This window comes from Pontibacter sp. GD13 (assembly GCF_058216355.1).
In genome coordinates this window covers 12,259-32,238 of record NZ_JBYZMQ010000015.1, presented here as the reverse complement: position 1 = coordinate 32,238, position 19,980 = coordinate 12,259, and the positions used below count along the sequence as shown (strand labels likewise).

General features: G+C 50.3%; 27 protein-coding genes. 10 read left to right on the top strand and 17 right to left on the bottom strand.

Going from position 1 to position 19,980, the window contains the following annotated elements:
- Position 1 precedes the first annotated feature (1 nt).
- The 4 genes from AC4BAN_RS16265 (at position 2) to AC4BAN_RS16250 (ending at position 3,808) form a co-directional block, all read left to right on the top strand.
- The gene (locus AC4BAN_RS16265) at positions 2-1,255 is read left to right on the top strand and encodes a phage portal protein family protein (RefSeq protein ID WP_490565472.1); all 1,254 of its coding nucleotides are present in this window, start codon (positions 2-4) and stop codon (positions 1,253-1,255) included.
- 98 nt (positions 1,256-1,353) lie between these two features.
- Positions 1,354-2,643, top strand: a complete 1,290-nt coding sequence (locus tag AC4BAN_RS16260) for a phage head morphogenesis protein (protein ID WP_490565471.1) — start codon at positions 1,354-1,356, stop codon at positions 2,641-2,643.
- Between the two features lie 95 nt (positions 2,644-2,738).
- Positions 2,739-3,269 carry a phage virion morphogenesis protein gene (locus tag AC4BAN_RS16255; RefSeq protein ID WP_490565470.1) on the top strand — a complete coding sequence of 177 codons (531 nt, stop codon included), beginning with the start codon at positions 2,739-2,741 and terminating at the stop codon, positions 3,267-3,269.
- A gap of 2 nt (positions 3,270-3,271) precedes the next feature.
- Positions 3,272-3,808 carry a hypothetical protein gene (locus AC4BAN_RS16250; protein WP_490565469.1) on the top strand — a complete coding sequence of 179 codons (537 nt, stop codon included), beginning with the start codon at positions 3,272-3,274 and terminating at the stop codon, positions 3,806-3,808.
- 5 nt (positions 3,809-3,813) lie between these two features.
- On the opposite strand, the gene AC4BAN_RS16245 is transcribed toward AC4BAN_RS16250, so the two are convergent.
- From AC4BAN_RS16245 to AC4BAN_RS16220, 6 genes are all read right to left on the bottom strand, one after another.
- On the bottom strand, positions 3,814-4,248 hold the full coding sequence (locus AC4BAN_RS16245) for a hypothetical protein (RefSeq protein WP_490565468.1): 435 nt from the start codon (positions 4,246-4,248) through the stop codon (positions 3,814-3,816).
- 1 nt (position 4,249) lies between these two features.
- Positions 4,250-4,456 carry a hypothetical protein gene (locus tag AC4BAN_RS16240; RefSeq protein WP_490565467.1) on the bottom strand — a complete coding sequence of 69 codons (207 nt, stop codon included), beginning with the start codon at positions 4,454-4,456 and terminating at the stop codon, positions 4,250-4,252.
- Positions 4,457-4,577: 121 nt separating this feature from the next.
- Complete coding sequence (locus tag AC4BAN_RS16235) at positions 4,578-5,147, bottom strand: hypothetical protein (RefSeq protein WP_490565466.1); 570 nt, start codon at positions 5,145-5,147, stop codon at positions 4,578-4,580.
- 9 nt (positions 5,148-5,156) lie between these two features.
- On the bottom strand, positions 5,157-5,792 hold the full coding sequence (locus tag AC4BAN_RS16230; RefSeq protein ID WP_490565465.1) for a hypothetical protein: 636 nt from the start codon (positions 5,790-5,792) through the stop codon (positions 5,157-5,159).
- Positions 5,767-5,955 carry a hypothetical protein gene (locus tag AC4BAN_RS16225; RefSeq protein WP_490565464.1) on the bottom strand — a complete coding sequence of 63 codons (189 nt, stop codon included), beginning with the start codon at positions 5,953-5,955 and terminating at the stop codon, positions 5,767-5,769. The genes AC4BAN_RS16230 and AC4BAN_RS16225 overlap by 26 nt, the downstream gene beginning before the upstream one ends.
- A gap of 5 nt (positions 5,956-5,960) precedes the next feature.
- Complete coding sequence (locus AC4BAN_RS16220; protein ID WP_490565463.1) at positions 5,961-6,374, bottom strand: hypothetical protein; 414 nt, start codon at positions 6,372-6,374, stop codon at positions 5,961-5,963.
- A gap of 124 nt (positions 6,375-6,498) precedes the next feature.
- On the opposite strand from AC4BAN_RS16220, the gene AC4BAN_RS16215 reads away from it, so the two are divergent.
- The gene (locus AC4BAN_RS16215) at positions 6,499-6,786 is read left to right on the top strand and encodes a hypothetical protein (protein WP_490565462.1); all 288 of its coding nucleotides are present in this window, start codon (positions 6,499-6,501) and stop codon (positions 6,784-6,786) included.
- Between the two features lie 404 nt (positions 6,787-7,190).
- On the opposite strand, the gene AC4BAN_RS16210 is transcribed toward AC4BAN_RS16215, so the two are convergent.
- The 10 genes from AC4BAN_RS16210 to AC4BAN_RS16165 all read right to left on the bottom strand — a co-directional run bounded on the left by AC4BAN_RS16210 (position 7,191) and on the right by AC4BAN_RS16165 (position 13,497).
- Positions 7,191-7,409 carry a hypothetical protein gene (locus tag AC4BAN_RS16210; protein ID WP_490565461.1) on the bottom strand — a complete coding sequence of 73 codons (219 nt, stop codon included), beginning with the start codon at positions 7,407-7,409 and terminating at the stop codon, positions 7,191-7,193.
- Positions 7,406-8,014 (bottom strand): hypothetical protein, encoded by a 609-nt coding sequence (locus AC4BAN_RS16205; protein WP_490565460.1) that lies wholly within the window; start codon positions 8,012-8,014, stop codon positions 7,406-7,408. Before AC4BAN_RS16205 ends, AC4BAN_RS16210 begins: the two co-directional genes overlap by 4 nt.
- Positions 8,015-8,092: 78 nt before the next feature.
- A complete protein-coding gene (locus AC4BAN_RS16200; protein ID WP_490565459.1) occupies positions 8,093-8,623 on the bottom strand; it encodes a host-nuclease inhibitor Gam family protein in 531 nt (176 codons plus the stop codon).
- Positions 8,624-8,656: 33 nt separating this feature from the next.
- A complete protein-coding gene (locus AC4BAN_RS16195; protein WP_490565458.1) occupies positions 8,657-9,097 on the bottom strand; it encodes a hypothetical protein in 441 nt (146 codons plus the stop codon).
- Between the two features lie 2 nt (positions 9,098-9,099).
- Complete coding sequence (locus AC4BAN_RS16190) at positions 9,100-9,477, bottom strand: hypothetical protein (RefSeq protein WP_490565457.1); 378 nt, start codon at positions 9,475-9,477, stop codon at positions 9,100-9,102.
- Positions 9,478-9,500: 23 nt separating this feature from the next.
- Positions 9,501-10,139, bottom strand: a complete 639-nt coding sequence (locus AC4BAN_RS16185; RefSeq protein WP_490565456.1) for an AAA family ATPase — start codon at positions 10,137-10,139, stop codon at positions 9,501-9,503.
- A gap of 1 nt (position 10,140) precedes the next feature.
- The gene (locus AC4BAN_RS16180) at positions 10,141-11,073 is read right to left on the bottom strand and encodes an ATP-binding protein (protein WP_490565455.1); all 933 of its coding nucleotides are present in this window, start codon (positions 11,071-11,073) and stop codon (positions 10,141-10,143) included.
- A gap of 28 nt (positions 11,074-11,101) precedes the next feature.
- Positions 11,102-11,239, bottom strand: a complete 138-nt coding sequence (locus tag AC4BAN_RS16175; protein ID WP_490565454.1) for a hypothetical protein — start codon at positions 11,237-11,239, stop codon at positions 11,102-11,104.
- A gap of 15 nt (positions 11,240-11,254) precedes the next feature.
- Complete coding sequence (locus AC4BAN_RS16170; protein ID WP_490565453.1) at positions 11,255-13,300, bottom strand: hypothetical protein; 2,046 nt, start codon at positions 13,298-13,300, stop codon at positions 11,255-11,257.
- Positions 13,301-13,335: 35 nt separating this feature from the next.
- Positions 13,336-13,497, bottom strand: coding sequence for a hypothetical protein (locus AC4BAN_RS16165; protein WP_490565452.1), 162 nt, complete (start codon positions 13,495-13,497; stop codon positions 13,336-13,338).
- A 129-nt stretch (positions 13,498-13,626) separates the two neighbouring features.
- On the opposite strand from AC4BAN_RS16165, the gene AC4BAN_RS16160 reads away from it, so the two are divergent.
- Together AC4BAN_RS16160 and AC4BAN_RS16155 are read left to right on the top strand one after the other, a co-directional pair.
- Positions 13,627-14,346, top strand: a complete 720-nt coding sequence (locus AC4BAN_RS16160) for a LexA family transcriptional regulator (protein WP_490565451.1) — start codon at positions 13,627-13,629, stop codon at positions 14,344-14,346.
- Between the two features lie 631 nt (positions 14,347-14,977).
- A complete protein-coding gene (locus AC4BAN_RS16155) occupies positions 14,978-15,790 on the top strand; it encodes an alpha/beta fold hydrolase (RefSeq protein WP_490565450.1) in 813 nt (270 codons plus the stop codon).
- A gap of 60 nt (positions 15,791-15,850) precedes the next feature.
- On the opposite strand, the gene AC4BAN_RS16150 is transcribed toward AC4BAN_RS16155, so the two are convergent.
- A complete protein-coding gene (locus tag AC4BAN_RS16150; protein WP_490565449.1) occupies positions 15,851-16,378 on the bottom strand; it encodes a D-glycero-alpha-D-manno-heptose-1,7-bisphosphate 7-phosphatase in 528 nt (175 codons plus the stop codon).
- Between the two features lie 152 nt (positions 16,379-16,530).
- On the opposite strand from AC4BAN_RS16150, the gene hemG reads away from it, so the two are divergent.
- The 3 genes from hemG to AC4BAN_RS16135 all read left to right on the top strand — a co-directional run bounded on the left by hemG (position 16,531) and on the right by AC4BAN_RS16135 (position 19,754).
- Positions 16,531-17,877, top strand: coding sequence for a protoporphyrinogen oxidase (gene hemG, locus AC4BAN_RS16145; protein WP_490565448.1), 1,347 nt, complete (start codon positions 16,531-16,533; stop codon positions 17,875-17,877).
- Positions 17,878-17,894: 17 nt separating this feature from the next.
- Positions 17,895-18,635, top strand: coding sequence for a polyprenol monophosphomannose synthase (locus tag AC4BAN_RS16140; protein WP_490565447.1), 741 nt, complete (start codon positions 17,895-17,897; stop codon positions 18,633-18,635).
- Positions 18,636-18,791: 156 nt separating this feature from the next.
- Positions 18,792-19,754 carry a TerC family protein gene (locus AC4BAN_RS16135; RefSeq protein WP_490565446.1) on the top strand — a complete coding sequence of 321 codons (963 nt, stop codon included), beginning with the start codon at positions 18,792-18,794 and terminating at the stop codon, positions 19,752-19,754.
- Positions 19,755-19,980 lie beyond the last annotated feature (226 nt).

Here is a 19,980-nt window from a genome sequence, read left to right as displayed (position 1 = left end):
CATGAACCCACTGAACAGAATATACCAAAAGATTGAGGAGCGTGTGATCAGCATGGCTCAGGACAGCAGAATACTGGTGGAGGCCGCCATGAGACGTGGCACCGAAAGCTACAGCAGCCAATTAACCTACCAGCCCAAAGACCTGAAGGCGCAAACCCTCCGGGAGTGGAAACAGGCGGTGGCCGCAGCCACCGACCCGGAAGAGCCGAACCGCATGCAGCTGGCCACGCTGTACGATAACCTGATGCTGGACAACCACCTTGCCTCGGTGATCGACAGCCGCATCCTGTATGTGCAGCGCTCCGCCTTCAAACTGGTGGATGACCAGGGTAAGGAAGACCCGGAGATCTCCTGGCTTTTCGAGCGCCCCTGGTTCGAGGACCTGATCCGGCTGGTGCTTATCAGCCGCTTCCAGGGCACGACGCTCATCGAGCTCTTTGAAACCACAACCGAAGGGGAACTGGCAGAAATAGCGGAAATACCGCAGGCGTACTTTAACGCCAGGAAAGGCATCATTACCAAAGAGCCGGGCGAGATCAACGGTTGGCCTTACCGCGAAGGGGCCTTTGCGGACCATTACGTGCAGGTAGGGAAAAACTATGACCTGGGCATGCTGGAAAAGCTGGCGACCATTGTCCTGGCTAAAAAGCTGGGTTTGGGCAGTTGGCTGGACTACATCGAGAAGTTCGGCATTCCCCCCATCTTCATCACCACCGACCGGGAGGATGACTCCCGCCTGAAGCAGCTCTTTGACGCGGCCACCAACTTCCGGAGCAACCACTTTATGGTAGGCCGGGGCCAGGAGAAGTTTGAGATCGGGAACACCGGAGGGGTGGATGCCTATAACACATTCGACAAGCTGATTGACCGGGCAAACAACGAGATCAGTAAGCGTGTGCTGGGTGGCAGCGGCATAGCGGATGAGAAGGCTTTTGTGGGCTCCGCCGAGATCCAGTACCGCCTGGCTAAGGACCGCTATGACAGTGATAAGCTGTTCTTCAAGTATATCTTCAACGCCCATATAAAGCCCCGCCTGATCAAGCTCAGCCCGGTGTATGCCCCTCTTGCCAACCGCTACTTCGAGTGGGATAACACCGAGAGCCTTTCCCAGAAGGAGATCATCGATACGGTCATCAAGCTGGGTACGCAGTATGATATTGATCCGAAGTATATTAGCCAGGTAACAGGCATTCCTATTCTAGGCATAAGGCAGCAAAGCGGCGGGTTTGGGGAGGAAAACCCCGTAAAAAAGTAGATGCCGCCCTGTCGGCCATCAGTCGTCGCTCATTCTGGGCTTCCGTTAGTGCCTGGTACAAAACGGAAGAGCACCATTGCGGCTGCACGCCTGCCCGGGTGGCCCTGCACGCCATTGACCTGACCCAGTGGCAGGAAGCATACAAAACTTTGGCCAGGCAGATGTACGAGGGAAAACTGAAACCGAAGGACCTTAGCCAGGAACTAATCCAGGGCACGTACCAGGAAATCAGCAAGGGTGCGGCAAAAGGGTACGGCAAAGGGTTTAAGGTGATAGGCGATGATGGACAGCCGAACGACACGGTGCTAAAGATGCGCCGGAACCTGTTCAGGTTTTCCGGGGCTAAAAGCTACGCCCAGCTGGTAGAGCTGAATGACAGGCTGGAGAAGGACGGGAAAGTGCGGCCCTGGGAGGACTTCCTGGCAGAGGCGCTGGAGCTGAACCAGGGCTATAATGTGAATTACCTGCAGGCAGAGTACCAGACAGCAAAACAGGCTGGCTACCATGCAGCCAATTGGGAAGTATACGAGCGTGACCAGGAGCGTTTCCCGAACCTGAAGTATAAGACGCAGCGGGATGACAGGGTGCGGGACGAGCACCGCAAACTCGATGGGATCATTGCTCCATTAGGGAGCAGGTTCTGGGACAGGTACTATCCCCCGAACGGCTGGAGATGCCGCTGTTATGTGGTGCAGAGTGCCGAAAGGCCAAGTGCAGAAATCCCCGATGACGTGCCTGAGGTAAAGCCTGAGTTCCGGATAAACGTAGGCAAGGGTGGCCAGGTGTTTAAAGAGAGTGGTAACAGCACCGCCCCATATTTTGCATTGGCCAAAGATGCGGGCATTGAGAAGGCTTTCGAGCAGACGAAGGCCTATGCTCCTTATGAGGTTGTGCACAAAGGCAAGAGCGGTGCCAAGGTAGAGGTGAGCATCTTTGCCGATACAGCTGACCTGGCGGAGAATTTCGAAGCAGCAAAACTGATCGCCGATGAGTTGGGCTTCGCCTCCAGGATCAGGCCCCATGTCAACCTTCCGAAGCACAAGAACCCGGAGTTTGAGATTGACGGCCTGAAAGGTGACCGGATCAAACCTAAAAGCAGGAACGGGGCACGCGCTGCGGCTAATGCCTTCGATGATAAACTGGGTAAAAAGGGACAGCTGCGTGATGAAGAGAAAACATTCCTGATCATAGACCTGAGCTTCCGACTGAGCTCCGGAAACGTGCAGGCCTTTACAAGACAGGCGTGGGCAAGGTTCAACCATTACCAGAAGGTGGAGTTCCTGATTCTCACCAACGGAGGCAAAGCAGCTAAAATAAGCAGGGATATTATAAAGGAAGGGTACTCAGCCTTTGAGAAGGAGGTGCTTAAAATAGCAACGGGCAAATAACCGAAGTCATCTGCCCATTGGATCGGGGTTGGATTGCTCCGCCCCCAGGAGCTCAAATATACGAATTATTTAAACAATAGTTAACCGGCATTTAAATGACGAACCATAGACCGCCTCTGCCTGACTTTGAAGCGCTCTCCAGAAGCCTTTTTGAATCCATCTCGCAGCATGTGGCCGGGCAGGCGATCAGCCATTTCAAAGGCAGTTTCCTGAAGCAGGGTTTCACGGACAGCAGCTTTATTCCCTGGCCAAATAGGCGGGACGACGCAGGCCATAAGCTGCTGCGCCTGTCCAATAGCCTGATGGATGGCATACATGCCAGAGAAGTTACAGCACAGCGGGTAGAGATCGCTGCTGGAGATGGTTTGCCGTATGCTGCCATACAGAATAATGGGGGTGTTATAACCGTGCGCGTGACACCCAAAATGAAAAAGTACTTCTGGTACATGTACAAGTCTACCGGGAAGCAGATGTGGAAAGGGCTGGCTCTTACTAAAAAGCAGGCGCTCACCATCAAAATTCCACAGCGCCAGTACATCGGCAACAGCGAAACATTGAACAAGAACATTGACAAAGCCATTGTGGCAGCCATCGAAACGAATCTCAAGAGCCTAAAATTTAAGTAGCCATGCAAAACTGGAAAGACCTATTCATTGAGTTATCCGAGCTGATCAGCGCTAACCTACCCTCCGTGGAGTGGGTGGACCTGTGGCACAACCAGGTGAACTTCCTGGATGAAGAGCACCCATTCCCGACACCCGCTGTTTTTCTCGGCTTCCGGATACTCAGCACAGCTGATACGGGCCTGAAGGTGCAGCAGGTAAGGCTCCAGGTAGATACCTATATTTATTACGAGACCTTTGCCGACACCTATAAAGGGAGCTGGAACCAGGGGAGCGCCCTTGGCTTCCTGGAACTGCTCAACGATGTGCATAAGTTACTGCACGGTGGCAGCGGTGAGAACTACAGTGAGATGCGGAGAACTGGGTTTGCGCCTGTGGATACGGGAGGAGCCGGTAATCTGTACCAGCAAAGCTTTGAGTGCCTGTTAACCGACTATGCAGCTCAGAAGCAGTACGCGGACGGGGCGATCAGTGACGTAGAGGTACAAAATGCAAAAGGCCCGGAGGTAGAACCATCCGAGCCTTTATTTAGGGTAGATTAGATACACTATTTAACAAACATTATCGATCCTTTTATTTTTAAATTAGGATTATAACGGTCAGCGAAAATAAAACCTAAAGTATCATTCTTATTAATAAAATAAATATCATGTTTTTTATTAGAACGCCATTGGGATAACTTATCTCCAAGTTTGATATCTAGGAATCTGACTGTGTTATTCTCTTCAACATAGAAAGAGACCTTCAGTTTATCCTTAGATTGTACTCCTGATATTTCATACAATTTCAATGCTGGGTCAACTTCCTTTAGGGAGAAACAATCATTTAATTCCTCTTTACTAATTAGGTCATCGCTACCTACGTATGCCGCTGTCATAGTGGCTGTATTGTAACTGCATGTATTATTTGCTTCAGACTCAGAGCAGCTGTATAGAACTATTGAAGCAAGAGCAAAAAAGGTTAATTTTTTTAAAAGTCTCATGTTATACACGGTTAAAGATGATGTTTTCGATTGTTTTGGGGCTTTTGTAAAACTTATCGGCCAGTTCCTGCAGAATAAACTCCTGGCTCCACAGCCTCACGCCATTGCGCTTAACGCCCATCATGCGCGTATACTCAGCCCTGATGGAGTCGTAAAGGCGGATGGTGCTTTCGCGGCGTTTGGTGCGTGTCTGTAGGGATTCCGGCATTGAAGACTGGGTATTAAACTGAAGGAGTGTTTGCATAGATGACTCGGACATGTATTAATATACTCAAATATATTATTATTTAAATTTATTTAAAAGTATATCCCTACATGCCCGAGCCGCTCTAGTACTTCTTCCTAAGCAACTTAACCACATCCCAGGCATCCAGGAGCGGGTCGTGCGTTACGGCTGTGTCTTCTATACCTGCCCGGCGCTTACACTCTTCCAGGCTTGGCGGCTCCTGGTCGTGGAGCAGGTCGGTGTAAAGCATCGCCGGGTCCAGCGTTCTCCGCTTCAGGCTGATCAGGTCGGTAAAGCCCGGCAGGCGCTCCAGAAAGAGCCTATCGAATCCGGAGAAGTTTTTGCCCGCTGCCAATACTCTCACTTTCCCTTTCTCCACCGGAAAACCGGTAGCCTCCAGGTACATGCGCAGCATCATTACCACGTTACCCGGGGTTTCGATAAAGGTCCTGCTCACCAGTGGATGCTCAAACTCCTGCATGAGCTTCTCGTTCATGGCCTGGGCCACCGGCTCCCAGTGCAGGGTATCATGTTTGATCAGCCACCTGAACTTTGGCAGCTTCTGATACGGTTTAGGATCCTGGCTGTCTTCGGTGATGGCCCCGATGGCCAGCACCTGGCATTTGTCCCAGTCAAGGCCGGTGGTTTCGATGTCGATGGATACGTATTTCATTTTTTGTCTTTATTTCCAGTCTATGATATGTCCTGTCTTGGCTTTTACCGGCGTGAAGCCCATCTCCCGGAGGTGCCTGAAGTAATCCTGCGCTACAGCACTGTCTATTCTTTTAAAGTAATCCGGGTCCCATTTATTGGGGTGTTTGGAAGTGGAGGAGTTAACAGCGCTCAGCAACAGCTCTACCTCATTGATCCGGCTCACGTAGTTGCCAACGCTCTTGGTTTTGCACCACCATTCCTCACAGTCAAAGTAGGCTGTCAAAAGCTGCTCCGAGACGTCAACATTTGACAGCATCCCGATCTCCTTTGGCATGATCTTGTAAGTGGTAGGAAGCTGATCACTGCCCTGGCATTTCTTCTTCACGTACCTGCTGTAATACTTTCCCCACAAAGCTACTTTATTGCCGTTGGTATATTGCTTTTTCATATCCTTTTCAATGACCTTGAAACCGATATTTCGGAAGTTATCCAGATCATCGACTTGAAACGGGAAATTAAGTTTAAACAGCTCTTTTTGCACAGCGTTTAAAGGTGATTTAAAGTTCATCTTCAGCTCGGTTAAGGTGCCTTCCATGAACACGAATTCGGCGTAGCCTTTCAGCTTTTCGCTCCTGATTTTAAAAATTGATTTCTCCTGATTCATTTTCTTTTCCTTTTTTGGATTGCAGTCTGTGCAGGAAGTTGGTGAGCGCCTCCAGGCCGTGCAGCATATCCGCTATTTGCTCAGCTGTCATGCCGCTGGTAACAGAAAGTTGTATCTGCTGCTCTCCTGCAGGCCCCGCTATAAACACGCTTGCCTCTGACATTTTCTTTATGTTTTGTTGATGCCGAGCAGGAAGCTCTGGTAAACCTGCTCGAACTGTGTCACCAGCTTGGTGAGCTCCAGGTAGGTGTGGTCGTTTAGCTTTTTGCCGTACAGCCCGTAGTGGGTGCACCAGCCATCCAGGCGCTTTATATCCACTTTGTCACTTACAAGCTGCCACTTCATTTTGTGGGCGTACATGATCATCTTTTTGCGCATCGCGTCCGAGGGGTCATTCTTTTCCGGTACCAGTTCTTCCAGGTGCCGGATCAGGCTGTTGGCTTCGTTGATCAGCAGGTCCTTGCTGCTCTCGGAGCTGATGCGGCTGTAATCCCGCACCAGCTCTTTTTTCTCATCTGCCAGGCCTGTTTCAGTTAGCAGCTGGTGGAGCCGCCTGTTTTGCCAGGGTAATATCTTTTGCATTGGTTTGATTGGTAAAATGGTTTGTAGTGGTTTTGGTGCCCGCCCCGGACTTGAACCGGGGAGTATGCCATCCGGGCAAAAAGTCCTATGTTTAAGCTGTCAAACTTTAAAATCATTAGGACTTATGAGTGAAAAAGAACTTTATGAGGTTGTAACCCAGAAAATTGAGGTTGTGCTTCCTCCGCTGTTAAAAGCCGTGCTAGAGGAGTGTTGTGAGCATGTGTCACAGTCAAGCGACATAGCCGAAACAGAGAAGCCATCGCATGTTTTCCTAACTTTCAAGATGGGACTTCCGCTTATGCAGTCCCTGCTCAGGGCTGGGTTGTCTCAGGCGGATACCGTAACGCTGAACTACCGAGGTCAGTCTTTTCTGGTTGGGCCTGATCACCCCATTCTGAAGCTGGAACTGTAATTTCCATCCCTGCCAGTATATTGTTGACTCCAGTAATAGCATTTCTGGCAATGGACTCCAGCTCTTCCCTTACAAGCTCTTTCACTATTGGTGAGAGAGCTTGCCTTAACTCATCAATGTTCTTGCCTTCTAGTGTTTTTTTGTTTTCGTTCATTTGATTGATCCTTTAGTTTTTGGTGAATACCCTGCCTAAACATTTAGGGCAGGAAGAATGAGATAAGTAGCTTTTCTTTTTATCGCGCACATCAATGCGCTCACTTACTTTGTGTTTGTTTCTACACCTGGTGCATTTCACAACTTCATCAGTTTCTGACATTTGATTGCTTGCTTTGTTTCTTCCTGCCGTGGCAGCCTGCCAGGGCAATTGTCAGCAGGAATTGATGTATAAATTTTCTCATGGGTGATTACTGTTCTTCGTTATCGGGTCTGTTGGTCTCGTACCAGGCGAAGAGCAGGGCTCCGGCAAGCATCCCGATCAGCGGGATCACCAGACCTGTCACGATCGGGTCATCGTCCTGGGGCCTGAGCAGCACCAGCAGGAGTACCGCGCCCACTACAACCAGCGCCATGGGGCTTACCTTCTGGTTATCGGGCCGTTTGGGGGTTGGGCGCCTGAGCATCATCGGCCTGCCATCCGTTTCTCGTACATCTTTCTTACTTTCTGCGTGTCCACCTCCCAATGCATGCCGGTGAGCTCCAGAAAGCGCTGAATGAAGGTGAGCCTGGCCTGCTCAGGGGAAAGCGGAACGATCTTTTCCTCCAGCGGCTCCGCTTCGTCCGGCCAATGCGCGATGCCAGAATTGAGCAGGTCCCTTTTCTCGGTGTGGAGCAGCACGCAATCGGCCTGTTTTACTGATGCCGGTTTCTGAAACGGCAGCCCGAAGCGCTGGGCTACGCAGTTCATCACTTCCCGCTCTATCTTGCGGTAGGGCACCATACCGGAGCTCTGCTTGATGGGGCTCGGCACGTCCACGCAGTATGCCTCCGATGCGTCGTGCAGCAGGCCCCACAGCGCGTCTTTCGGGTCGCAGGCTTTGCTTACCAATACCGAGTGCTGGGCTACGCTATAGAACGCGTTAGTGTGCCCTGCGAATCGGCAGATGTTGGAGAGCGCGTGGGCGATGTCGATGATGTTGATCTCCTCCGGGCGTGGGTCCAGGGGATAGAAAGGGATGCCGATATAGGTCTGTATCCACAGGCCTTCTCTGGCTTCGGTTTTAGTGTTCATGGTTTATTGATAAAAAGGGTGAAGATTGGAGCCCGGCAGCGGAGTCGAACCGCTGCTATAGACCGTCCGGGCTGTGGGTTAGGCAAGTACTGCGGCTTGCTCTTTTTTAGGTTCTACATAGAAGGTTTCGTCCTGCTTTACTTCTATGCCTATGTCTTTGAAATGCTTTTTCACCTCTTCATTGTCACGATCAGCGAGTAGCTTGTCCTTTGCTGGTTGCTCTTCAATTCTAACATAAGCAGGCAGGTGAATTTTAAGAAGCTTGGTAACAGAAGCCCAGGTAAACCCTCTCAGGGTTTTTAGTGACGGGGTGGCTGTCCTGAAGCCCAGCACACCGTGCGTAAATTCCAGGCTTTTCTTTTTGATGAAGTAATCCGGGTTGCTGGTGGCAAAGTGCTGGAGCTGCTCCATCTTCTGGTTCCTAACTTCGCAGAGCTGCGCTAGCTTCTCCTGGTGCTTCTCCCGTATCCTGGTGATCTCCCGGTCCATCTTTGCCTCTATCTGGCAGATTTCAGCATCAACCGATGCGTAGTCCCCGAAAATTGCCTCTGCCTTTTCTTTTGTGATCTCTTCCGTGATCAGTACTTTTTTAGCGCGTCCTTTGGCCATAATTGTATAGGTTTTAATAGTTGTAAAATGGTTTTAAATGGTTGTTAAACTTGTCTCATTATGGGCGAACATCCGCTCCAGCACCGGCTTGTCGGGCATGTTGCCCTGGATGATGAAGTTGCGGTGATGCGTTTTGTAGAACACCTCAAACTCACTCCAGGCAAGCCGGGCCAGCACCTGCTTTACCGGCTGCCCGTTGTCGCGGAAGTAGACGATGTGGCCGTCCTGCAGCACCAGTTGGCGGTTGAGCGCCACCTCGCGGCGGAACCACTCGTTGTGCCACCAGCCCCAGAATTCGGGGCAGGCCACCACGCCCTCGCGGGCTTTGCCCTGGTAGCGCAGCACCTGGTCGATGTACTCCAGTCCGAGCTCCACGCGGAGCCAGAAATGCCAGTCGACGTCTTTTCTCAAAAGGTAGAGGGCAGTGTCCAGCGCCATCTTGTACTCTCTCCGTATTTGGGCTATGTGTGACATGGCTAGGATAGTTTTTGGTGAAGTTTGATAAAGATGTTCATCAGTAAGTATGGCTTGTAGTTCAGCTCCTGGTGCACGCCCCAAAGCAGGATAGCCTCCGGACGGGAAAGCTCCAGCTTCATCGGGTCGGCTACCTTTCCTGCAGGGAAATGCTTTTGGTAGAGCTGGAAGAGCAGCGACAGGGCCGCATGGTCGTTGTAGTTCCGGAAGTTGATGTTGTGCTCCCCTCGCTCCATGCTCAGCTCCCGGTTGTAGTACTCCACGGCTTCGTAGAGGAACTGGCACAGCTCCACGACGGCATAGCCTTCGAAGGTGACCCGGATCTTACCCGATGCTTTCACCTGCACTGTTTTGTCTTCTTTTTCTTTAGTCTTGCCCATGATGATGGCTGTTTTAATGGTTCTTAGCTTTGACCGTGATACAGGGTGGCTCCCTCGTTCCAGATAGTGTAAATGCCGCCGTTAGGGCCGATGTAGCGGCCTTTTGAGAAGGCCTTGTAACCTTCCACCCATATCTTCAGGGAAGCGTCGAACATCACGCTTTTGGCGGCCCGGCCGGTGGGTTGCTTCCCGTCGGCGTGGCTGATGAAGATGATCAGTTTGTCCTTATGCTTTTGCTTGAAGGCTTTGTACTGGCTGTAGTTCATACCGGCGTACTGGAAGCTGTCGATCACCACGAACTTGAGGTTGTTCTCACTCGTCAGGCGCTCGCTCAGCTGGTCGATCGTCTCGTTGTGCAGCAGCTTCATCTTGCTTTTCAGGGTGCCCATGCCTGCCCGGTAAAAAGCGTCCTGCATGGTCATGTCATCGCCTTCCTCCAGGCTCAGGTATGCACCGCGCCCGTTCTTGTAGAGCAGCCGGATAGTACGGCACACCTCTTTGCAGAGCTGCAGTGTGAACGATGTCTTGCCGTTCCCGGAGTTTCCCCAGATGAACCACACGCCGTTAGCCTGTGGAGTCTTGAAAGCCTGGTACCACTCCCCGTTAAAATCCAGGGTTTTGTATTTCTTGTTCAGCAGGTTTACTATTGAAGTGGCTCCCATCTTATGCTCCTTTCATGATCAGCAGTTCTCTTTTCACCAGGCGCATCAGGCGGCGGAAGTCCTCCACGTAATCAATCATCACATCCCTGGACCCGGAGGCCGTGCGCACGACCGTCTGTTTCTTCACCTTCTCCAGTTCGCCCCACACCCGTACCTGAGCCTCCTGATCCGTCAGGCCGTTGGCTGCGCAGATCTCGTACACTTCCTTCTCCACGGCACCGCGCAGCTCAATGTAAGTGCGCCCGAAACGGCTCTCCACTTCGTCATAGCCTTTCTTGCTCAGGCGCACGCCTGCTTTCATTTCCTTCTTGAAGTTTTCGGTACCACTCAGGATCACCCCTAAACGGTTCTCTGTGCGGTTATAGAGCGGGATCAGGGTGCGCAAAGCAGCAGGTCGAAGTTTGTCGGCCTCATCGATCAGGAGCACCGGGCGCTCCAGGCTCATGTCATTAAAGTAACCGGCAACCAGGTCCATCAGCTGGGCAATGTTCTTGTAGCCCCCCTTCAACTGACCTTCGCCCATCGTCTTCTCGATCAGTTTGATCAGGAACTGCCTGCCGCTCCATTCCTCTGCCTGGATAAATACCACTGTGCCGGTCGTGTCGCGGTTGAAGATATCTTCCATTGCGCCAGTCTTGCCGCTGCCCGCTTTGTTGCTGATGGCAAACCACATGCTTTCCTGCTGTGCATCCTGAAACACCGTTTCGATGCGGCGGTAGTTGGCGATGCTGCGCACCAGCTGCCAGCTGCTCTCGCGGTAGCCCAGCGAAGAGGCGATCTTCTGTAGCATCTTCGCCTCGTTTGCGCCGTACTTACCGGCCATGATGGTGCTCAGGGCCCCTGTGTTGATACCGCATTTCTGCGCCACTTTGGAGTAGCTACCGAGCTTGGTTTTCCAAAGGTCTATGTGCCTGATGAGTCCGTTTCTGTTCATATAGAGGGTGTTTTAAAAGCTGTTTAAACTATTTGATAAGCTCTATTGAGATGATGTTTTTATACTTCTTAGCTGCTGCTTTTCGAGCTAAGGGTTTTGTGAGTGCCTTAACTTTGTCAATGGCTATCCCATATTCTGAACTATATGTTATCTGGTATTTTTTCATGGCTGTTTAAAAGGGTTAGTAATTCTGTCTTATGTTCTCCTCCACGATCTCGTAATTAAGCGGAGGCGGTACGTTTTTCTGCTCTATCCTGGCGGAGTTGCGCTGGTTCTTGTGCTGACCTGCGCTGTCGCAGAGCACGAGCTTGGTGAGCGTGCCGTCCAGCTGCGGGTTTGCTGCGAAGATGCCCTCGAGCACCTCGCGGTTCTGGTTGCCCCGCTCGATGATGCGTTGCTCCAGGTCCTGGTTCCAGTCCCGGACGCGCTGCAGTTCCAGCATGTCGCCTTCCTGCCGCTCATGCAGTGCCATTGGCTGTTCGTACTTGGCCTGTAGCGTAAAGCGCATGGTGTCCAGCTCTCGCACCAGTCTGCCGTCTTTGGTCTCGGCATCCACTACCAGGATAGTGCTCAGGTCGGCAGGGTCATACTTTACGGCCCAGTCGATGTGGCGCAGCTCGTGGAAGCGGATATCGAAGCAATCGTAGAAGCGTTTCTCGCCAAGGATGGTAGGCAACAGGCCAGCACCCTGCAGGCGGTTGGTGAAACCGGTTGTCTCGCCGAACAGGCTCAGGTAGTCCTTGTCGCTCAGTGGCAGGCGGTCCGCCTCCGGCATTCGCTGCCATTTAGCCACGTAATCCTCGTGCTTTGCCAGGCGCTCCATCATGATCATGTGCTCGATCTGTGCACGGCATCCCTGCTCGTCCGGGAAGGAGTGGCGTATTTTGTTCAGGTAATCCGCGTTTGGCTGATTCTCCTGGCGTGCCGTGATGTTGTGGCCGGACCAGTTAGGGAGCAGCTGGCAGTACTTCTTGTTGATGCTCCCGAAATAAGGCTCCACCACTTTAGATTTAGCATTCTTCACGCGGGCAGGCGTAAAGTGCTGCGTCATGGCCTCATACAAGGGTGTAAGGGTTTTTATCGCGTAATGGTCACTCTGAAGCTGCAAAGGCTTATAGCGTGCACCAAACAGTTCTTTGGTGTGGTTGGCAGCGTTGCGCAATGCCTCCTTTATCAAAGCGGGAGTTTCGTGGGTGCCAATGGCGTAGCCGATCGGGTACTTGCAGCAAGGGTCCAGCACCACGACAGTAGTCAGTCGGTTATGGTATGTGGTAACACTGTGGCCTTTATCGTTGGTGGTAGGCTGCTGGTAGAGTAATTCCACATCCCAGCCGTCCAGTGTCCAGTAGTACAGCGGGTAGGCGGGAGCCCGGCGCTTCACCTGCATGCTGCGGGTGTTCCGGAAGCTCGTTTCGCCTCGCTGGCCAGAGTAGGTATAGAGCCCTAGTTCGGTACGGTAGTTTGCGACGGTGCCTGCGCTGATGGTTTTCCAACCCAGTCGTTCAGCGGCCATATTATAGAGGCTCCTGATCTGCTCGTTGTCCAGGTTGTTGTGCTTTTTAAGAAGCTCTTCCAGCATAACCAGATGTTCACCGGTCTTTACTTTGGCGGTGTTCTGGTTGCCCAGCTTGCCACTGATCAGGGAGGCGTAGCCATGCTTTTTATACTCGCGCACGGTGCGGCGAAGGCTAGGTATCTTCAGGGTATGGCCTGACTGCTCCCGGAACGCTTCCACCTGCTCGCCTATCTTCTCCCAAAGCCCGGTCGCGTTACCGCCCAGAGCCTTGCAGTAGCTCTTGCGCTTGGAGGTGATTGCGATGACAGCATTCAGCACGGAGGCGTTTGTCGTGTACTCCTTGATAAGCTCAGGCTTTAGCCGGTTGCCCCCTGGCAGCACGTTGTCGCCGGAGTAAAAGTCAGCGGCCTTGGCATCCCGCACATAGTGCTTCTCAAAGAGGCTCTTCCTGGCTTCGGTAACCGGGTCGCCGAACTTGGCCAGCAGTTGCTGACGCCAGTCGTGTGGCAGGTGCTCCCAACACAACAGCACTTCATTTCCCTGGCCTTTTCCTGGACGAAGTTTAAAACCTGGATTGCGCCGGGCTCTTTTTTCATAGGCACTGTACCCGATCAATGCAAGGCTTTTCTCTACACGCAACGCCTCATCAGCCACCACGTAGCTCAGGCGCACGCCGATCTGGTTATTGTGGGTTTCGTAGGGTGTGTACATGATTTCTTGCTTGGGTATTTGTTACTTGGCTGATTCTATTTCTTGGCTTGCTCTTTCAGGGCCTTCTGCAGGAGAGGCACAATGTTCTCTCCCTTATAATTGCCGTTGATGGTGTTGCTCACCACCTCGCGGCTGTAGCCTATTTTATCTGCCCAGTAACCCACCGTCTCTCCCGACATGGCTATCTGTCCTTTCAAGGCCAAATTCTCAGGGTATCGCCTTTTTTTGTTTGTCCTTTTCATATTTCTTTTACATTTGTGAATACACACAAATATAATTCACAATTTGTGATAAAAACAAGCTGAAGGACTGATTATATACACAAAATGAGTGAAAAAACTGATAAGTCATTGATACTTAATGATATTAAAACACATTACAATATTGATACAGATACGGCTTTTGCTCATTTTCTAGGTATTAAACCCAATACACTGTCAAACTGGAGAGCTCGCAACACGATCGACTATGATGTGATAATCACAAAGTGTGAAGATATAGATGCGAATTGGCTACTTACAGGAAAAGGTGACTTGCTAAAAAAGCAACAGGCAGTAGCAGATCAGCCAGGGGAAGCTACTTTGATACCCCTGTATGATACCCTGGCTACGGCTGGCTCTTTAAACACTGCGGAGATGTCGCCGGTAACAGAACCTGTTGAGATGATCAATGCTGGTGACTGGTTCCGGGATGCGACTGCTGCCATGCGCGTGCACGGAGACAGCATGTACCCAGCCTATACATCCGGAAGCATCGTGGCCATAAGGGAAGTGAAGAATAAGCGCCTGGTCATGTACGGCGAAGACTATGTGATAGAGACCAGCGAGTACAGGGTAATTAAGAGACTACAGCGAAGCGAAGACAAAAACTGCTGGCTTGCCTACTCTGTTAATAATGAAGCATGGCAAAGCGGTCCGCTTGCGGGAAAGCCCATTTACGAACCTTTCGAGATTCACAAAGATGACGTGACCAGGTTATATATAGTGCTGGGCTCAGTGAAACGCAACCACAGCAGCCGGATCGTTTACAACCATTCCCATCACTAGGCATAAATTTATTTACACACGCACATCTTTTAATACAATACATACGTAATACACTTATTATCAATACCTTAATCAGAATTTCATACTAAAAGAACGTGTATTATGGGGGGGGGTAAAACAGGTATATTTACCTTAAACTACTACTAGGCTATATCTTATCGGCAGTAAAAACGGCTGTTTCCCATGTGCAAAATGTCCGCCTAAGTGTCCGCCTAAACGTCCGCCTAATGTTTGTTTTTGTCAATTCACCCGTTGTTATTTCAGGAATTACCGCGCACACAAAAGTGCATAAAAAAAGCCCCGTTTCAGGGGCTGCTGGTTGTTTAACATGTCTTGCTTTCCGCCTTTTTAAGCGATTCTGACGCGTTTTACAGGTATTTGTGTGCTGTAATGGAAGATGCACCGGGAAATGGAATTAAACAGGCCGTATTAATTAACCTTTAATGGAAGTAGATTCACCTTCTGGACATTTCGTTTAAGGTCGCCAGTAGCCAGCAAACTGACTGAAAACCGCATTATCTCTGCAAAAAACGCCTTTTTTGCCTTTTTGCCTTTTTATTCTTTTTAACATTTCATTTTAACCCCCATATTATCAACTGCTTTCGCCCAACAGCGGGCTTTCCGCGTAGAAGTGATCGGCAAAGGCAAACCAGTTATACTTATACCGGGCTACAGCTGCAGCGGCGAAGTATGGCAGGAAACAGTTAACCACTTAAAGGATAAGTATGAGTGCCATGTGCTGACCTTAGCAGGCTTTGCAGGCGCACCAGCTATAGCAACACCTGTTTTGCAGACAGTAAAGGACGATATTATCCAGTATGTAAAGCAAAACAAACTAAAAAAACCAATGCTGGTTGGCCACAGCTTAGGTGCTTTTATGAGCCTGTGGGTTAGCAGCGAGGCGCCCGATTTATTTGGCAAGATAGTCTGTGTAGATGGCGTTCCTTTTATCTCGGCCATGAACGACCCAAGCGTTACGGCAGAAGCCATGCAAAAAAACCCTTACCTGAACGCCGAACTGGTTGTAAAAAACTTTGAGGCCCTGCCAAACGAAGGGTTTATTGATAGAACCGCCCTTGCCATGAAAGCCCAGGTGGAAGACAGCCTGCGCGCACGCCAGATAGCAACCTGGCAGATTGACGAAACAGCCACTCCCCGCAAGCACCTGGCCCAATGGGAGGCTTACTTTTCCTTTCGTCAGCGCCAGCTGTACTGGAACAAGCCGCTATACTTTGTGCTGCTAAACCTGGCCATGGGCTTGTATTTGACAGAAGTGCTGGCCGGGGCATCAATCAAGTTCCTACTAACATTCGGGGTGGTATATGTAGGATGGATGGTGTACGCTTACTTTATTATGGCCAAACGTATACTACGAAGAGAAAAGAGCCGCATAAAGCAGATCATGGAGGAGCTGCACGATTTAAACCTGCAGTTGTCTGAGTAAGTTAGTGGTTTACGTTTTCCGTGGCTATGTTTTGAGGCGTGTGTAGCCTCTTAAAAATACTTAGCCTGTGGTATCCTGCTTCAGGATCAACTGGGCCGCCTCCCATAAATCCTTTACCTGATATTCATGCGCACCCGGGCCATACTTGTCCCCTACTAACACAGAACGCACGCCAACTTTGGCAGCTGCCTGCAAATCGCGCGCCGAATCGCCCACCATCCAGCATTGGGCAGGAGCTAGCTGGTACCTGGCGATGGCGCGCTCCAGCATCAGGCTATCCGGCTTACGGGAGAGCGACTCAGAAAAATTTGGATGGCCTGGCGCATAGTAAATTGCATCGATCAGGGCGTTACAGCTTGTCTGCAACTTCGTGTGGCAGGCCAACACATCTTCTTTCCGGTACAATTTTTTAGTGATCCCACCCTGGTTCGTAACCACGATCAGCAGAAAGCCGTTCTTCTTGAGCAGCGCCAGTGCTTCCGGCACGCCCGGCAGTACTTCAAACTCATCCAATTGATACGTGTAATCGCCCCGTTCGCGGTTTAGAACCCCGTCGCGGTCCAGGAAAACACATTTTTGCTTTTGCATGAGATACTTTGCCGATGAAGATGCGAATTTAACGAAAACTTCGTTTGAACCACGCAGCGCTTTTAGTAAAGAGCGAAACAGAAGTACAAAAAAACTGTAAACTAATATAGGCCTGAGCCAGAGGAGTCTGATGGTTTTTAAGTGATTGATTTATGAGAGTTGCAATTGTAGGGGCAGGTATTTCAGGCTTAGCTTTGGCGTATCACCTTCAGAAACTAGGAGTGGCATACGACCTTTTTGAAGCCGGCTCGCAGGTTGGCGGAGAAATGCGCACCTTAAAAATAGCGGGTTACCTGTTGGAGTTAGGCCCCAACGCCTTAACACTGACACCCGAGTTACAGGAACTGATTCGGGAATTAAAACTGGAGAAAGAAGTAATGACTGCCGCGCCTGCCGGCAAGTTCCGCTACGTGCTCCGGAACGGAAACTACCATAAGTTACCCTCAGAGCCTTTTGCGCTTTTATCGGATAATTTTTTCTCCTGGAAAACAAAATACCGCATCCTGCAGGAGAGAAAAGTGCCCCACGCCGACATCGATTACGAAACGATTTCGCAGTTTTTTGAAAGGCGCTTCGGAAAAGGCGTGTTGGAGTATGCCTTAAACCCACTGGTAAACGGCGTGTATGCCGGCGACCCCGATCAGCTTCTGATACACAAAGCCATGCCCCGGCTCAAAGCCTTCGAGAAAGAATTCGGCTCCGTTTTAAACGGTCTGATCCAACAGAAGAAAGACAGCAAAACCCGCGATGTGTTTACCTTTGCCGATGGCGTAGGCACCCTGTGCAATGCGATAAGCGGCAAGCTGGTTTCCTTGCACACGGAGCACCGCGTGGAAATGATTACCCGGAACCAGGGCAAATACGTGGTTTCGTGCGCCTCTGCCGGCGACTTTGAAACCGAGGAATACGACATGCTGGTACTGGCCATACCGGCTTACCAGGCCGCCGACCTGATGCACTTTACTTTTCCGGGCATGTCTGCGGCTTTACTGAATATCAATTACCCGCCCTTGGCCATGGTGTATTCCGTTTATAACCGGCGCGACGTGGGCCAGCCCCTGGATGGCCTGGGTGCGCTTCACCCCAAGGTAGAGGAGACCTTTGCTACCGGATCTTTTTGGAACAGCTCTGTTTTTGATGGCCGGTGCCGTCCGCATGAGGTGCTGCTCACAACGTTTGTAGGAGGCACTCAGTTCGCAAAAAACGCCCTGACCGAGCGCACCGAACTCATGCAGCGGGTACACACCGAACTTAGCAGCCTTTACAAGATAAGTGCCGATAAACCGATATTCCAGTACACACACCTGCAGGAGCGCGCGATTCCGCAGTACGACATGCACATAGAGGACGCCCATAGTATGGCCAAAGAACTGGAGCAGGACGGCATGTTTATCGCGGCAAACTGGAAAGCAGGGGTGTCCGTTTCAAACTGTATAAAGCATGCCAAAGAGCTTGCCCATAAAATTTATTTAAAGCGGCCCTTACTCGTGAATAGCTGATTAACTATATTTGGGGTATGAAAGACGCACTTGTCATCATCCCAACGTATAATGAGCGGGAGAACATAGAGGCAATGGTTCGGAAGATAATGTCGCTTAACCATCCGTTTGATCTCCTCATCATCGACGACGGGTCTCCGGATGGCACTGCTGACATTGTGCGCAGCCTGCAGCAGGAATACCCCGAACGCCTGCACCTGGAAGTGCGCGCCGGGAAACTGGGTCTGGGCACAGCCTACATACATGGCTTTAAGTATGCCCTCCGGCATAACTACCAGTTCATCTTCGAGATGGATGCCGATTTCTCGCACAATCCCAATGATTTGATCAGGCTCTACAACGCCTGCGCCCTCGAAGGGTACGACATGGCCATTGGCAGTAGATACATACAAGGGGTAAATGTTGTTAACTGGCCCATGAACAGGGTGCTGATGTCATACTTTGCCAGCCATTACGTGCGCCTGGTTACCGGCATGCCTATACAAGACACCACTGCCGGCTTCAAGTGTTACCGCCGTAAGGTTCTGGAAACCATCCAACTGAACAGTATCCGCTTTGTGGGCTACGCCTTCCAGATCGAGATGAAGTTTCTCACCTACAAGTATGGCTTCAAGATAAAGGAGGTGCCGATTATTTTCACTGACCGCACCAAGGGGGTTTCCAAAATGTCGAGCGGCATTTTTAAGGAAGCTGTTCTGGGGGTTCTAAAAATGAAGATCAACAGTATTTTCCGCCACTTCGACAGGTACGAGGTATAGGTTGGGCAAATAAAGCCATATGTTTTCCGCCTTCTCGGTTTTACAGAAACTAATACATATCTTAGTAGTTACAGCTACGAATTTCCAACTGATTTATAGATCTTGAGATAGTCTGGTTTCCCTGGCGCACGTTATATACCCGAAGTAATACTTTTTATGAACGACATTATTTTTTGGGTAATATTTAACGCTTTCATACTCCTGCTGCTGGGCCTGGACCTTTTTGTGTTTCATAAAAAAGAGCATGAGGTGAAAATAAAGGAGGCCTTGCTCTGGAGCGGTTTCTGGATTTTACTTTCCCTGTCGTTTAATGTACTGATCTATTTCTGGCTTGGCCCCGCTCCTGCCCTCGAGTTCCTGACGGGTTACCTGATAGAGAAATCGCTGAGTGTCGATAACCTGTTCGTGTTTATCATGATCTTCAGTTATTTTCAGGTACCGCTCAAGTACCAGCACAAAATCCTTTTCTGGGGTATTTTAGGCGCGCTTGTGCTTCGCGGAACATTTATCCTGGTGGGAGTGGCCTTAATAGCCAAGTTTCACTTCATCATCTATGTTCTAGGCTTGTTCCTGGTGTTTACCGGTGTCAAAATGGGTTTTTCGCGCGCCGAGGAAGAGCTGGACCCCGGAAACAATCCGCTGGTAAATTGGGTAAGCAAGCACATCCGGGTTACAAGAAAACCAGTCGGCGGCAAGTTCTTCGCTAAAATAGACGGAAAATGGTTTGCTACGCCCCTGTTCCTGGTACTGGTCATGGTGGAGAGCACCGATGTGGTATTTGCCGCAGATTCTATCCCAGCCATCCTTGCTATTTCCAAAGATCCCCTGATCGTGTATACCTCCAATGTTTTCGCCTTACTTGGCCTTCGTGCTTTATACTTTGCTTTGGCAGGTATCATGCAGCTTTTCCATTACCTGCATTACGGCCTTTCAATTATTTTGGTATTTATTGGGGCTAAGTTGCTGTTAAGCGATGTAATAGAGATCGAGATGGGATATGCCCTTTTAATAGTGGGCGCCATTCTGGCTATTTCCATCATTGTGTCCCTCATATTTCCGAGGCAGGAGAAAGAAATCACAGAGGAGCAGCCTACCGAGGAGAACCAGATACCAAAATAATAAACAAATAATTTGCAAATATCAAAAATATTAATTTACATTACAGTTCAAAACGACGAAAACATGTATCTATCTTACGCCATTTTATTTACCAATCGTATGAAGGTTCCTCCTGCGGGGCTTCTGTGGTAATTATATTGTGCGTTTAGAAAGTACGAAAATATACCGAAGGGGCCCCGCAGATTGCGGGGCCCTTTTTTTATGATCAACAGGTAGCTAAAATTGA

Excerpts from the sequence above, each read along its gene's own strand:
- AC4BAN_RS16170 (WP_490565453.1), bottom strand. The coding sequence starts at position 13,300 with ATGTACACACCCTACGAAACCCACAATAACCAGATCGGCGTGCGCCTG.
- AC4BAN_RS16185 (WP_490565456.1), bottom strand. The coding sequence starts at position 10,139 with ATGGGAGCCACTTCAATAGTAAACCTGCTGAACAAGAAATACAAAACC.
- AC4BAN_RS16230 (WP_490565465.1), bottom strand. The coding sequence starts at position 5,792 with ATGAATCAGGAGAAATCAATTTTTAAAATCAGGAGCGAAAAGCTGAAA.
- AC4BAN_RS16140 (WP_490565447.1), top strand. The coding sequence starts at position 17,895 with ATGAAAGACGCACTTGTCATCATCCCAACGTATAATGAGCGGGAGAAC.
- AC4BAN_RS16210 (WP_490565461.1), bottom strand. The coding sequence starts at position 7,409 with ATGATGCTCAGGCGCCCAACCCCCAAACGGCCCGATAACCAGAAGGTA.
- AC4BAN_RS16235 (WP_490565466.1), bottom strand. The coding sequence starts at position 5,147 with ATGAAATACGTATCCATCGACATCGAAACCACCGGCCTTGACTGGGAC.
- AC4BAN_RS16255 (WP_490565470.1), top strand. The coding sequence starts at position 2,739 with ATGACGAACCATAGACCGCCTCTGCCTGACTTTGAAGCGCTCTCCAGA.
- AC4BAN_RS16250 (WP_490565469.1), top strand. The coding sequence starts at position 3,272 with ATGCAAAACTGGAAAGACCTATTCATTGAGTTATCCGAGCTGATCAGC.
- AC4BAN_RS16225 (WP_490565464.1), bottom strand. The coding sequence starts at position 5,955 with ATGTCAGAGGCAAGCGTGTTTATAGCGGGGCCTGCAGGAGAGCAGCAG.
- AC4BAN_RS16245 (WP_490565468.1), bottom strand. The coding sequence starts at position 4,248 with ATGAGACTTTTAAAAAAATTAACCTTTTTTGCTCTTGCTTCAATAGTT.
- AC4BAN_RS16150 (WP_490565449.1), bottom strand. The coding sequence starts at position 16,378 with ATGCAAAAGCAAAAATGTGTTTTCCTGGACCGCGACGGGGTTCTAAAC.
- AC4BAN_RS16190 (WP_490565457.1), bottom strand. The coding sequence starts at position 9,477 with ATGGGCAAGACTAAAGAAAAAGAAGACAAAACAGTGCAGGTGAAAGCA.
- AC4BAN_RS16180 (WP_490565455.1), bottom strand. The coding sequence starts at position 11,073 with ATGAACAGAAACGGACTCATCAGGCACATAGACCTTTGGAAAACCAAG.
- AC4BAN_RS16205 (WP_490565460.1), bottom strand. The coding sequence starts at position 8,014 with ATGAACACTAAAACCGAAGCCAGAGAAGGCCTGTGGATACAGACCTAT.
- AC4BAN_RS16200 (WP_490565459.1), bottom strand. The coding sequence starts at position 8,623 with ATGGCCAAAGGACGCGCTAAAAAAGTACTGATCACGGAAGAGATCACA.
- AC4BAN_RS16220 (WP_490565463.1), bottom strand. The coding sequence starts at position 6,374 with ATGCAAAAGATATTACCCTGGCAAAACAGGCGGCTCCACCAGCTGCTA.
- hemG (WP_490565448.1), top strand. The coding sequence starts at position 16,531 with ATGAGAGTTGCAATTGTAGGGGCAGGTATTTCAGGCTTAGCTTTGGCG.
- AC4BAN_RS16265 (WP_490565472.1), top strand. The coding sequence starts at position 2 with ATGAACCCACTGAACAGAATATACCAAAAGATTGAGGAGCGTGTGATC.
- AC4BAN_RS16160 (WP_490565451.1), top strand. The coding sequence starts at position 13,627 with ATGAGTGAAAAAACTGATAAGTCATTGATACTTAATGATATTAAAACA.
- AC4BAN_RS16215 (WP_490565462.1), top strand. The coding sequence starts at position 6,499 with ATGAGTGAAAAAGAACTTTATGAGGTTGTAACCCAGAAAATTGAGGTT.
- AC4BAN_RS16135 (WP_490565446.1), top strand. The coding sequence starts at position 18,792 with ATGAACGACATTATTTTTTGGGTAATATTTAACGCTTTCATACTCCTG.
- AC4BAN_RS16175 (WP_490565454.1), bottom strand. The coding sequence starts at position 11,239 with ATGAAAAAATACCAGATAACATATAGTTCAGAATATGGGATAGCCATT.
- AC4BAN_RS16195 (WP_490565458.1), bottom strand. The coding sequence starts at position 9,097 with ATGTCACACATAGCCCAAATACGGAGAGAGTACAAGATGGCGCTGGAC.
- AC4BAN_RS16240 (WP_490565467.1), bottom strand. The coding sequence starts at position 4,456 with ATGCCGGAATCCCTACAGACACGCACCAAACGCCGCGAAAGCACCATC.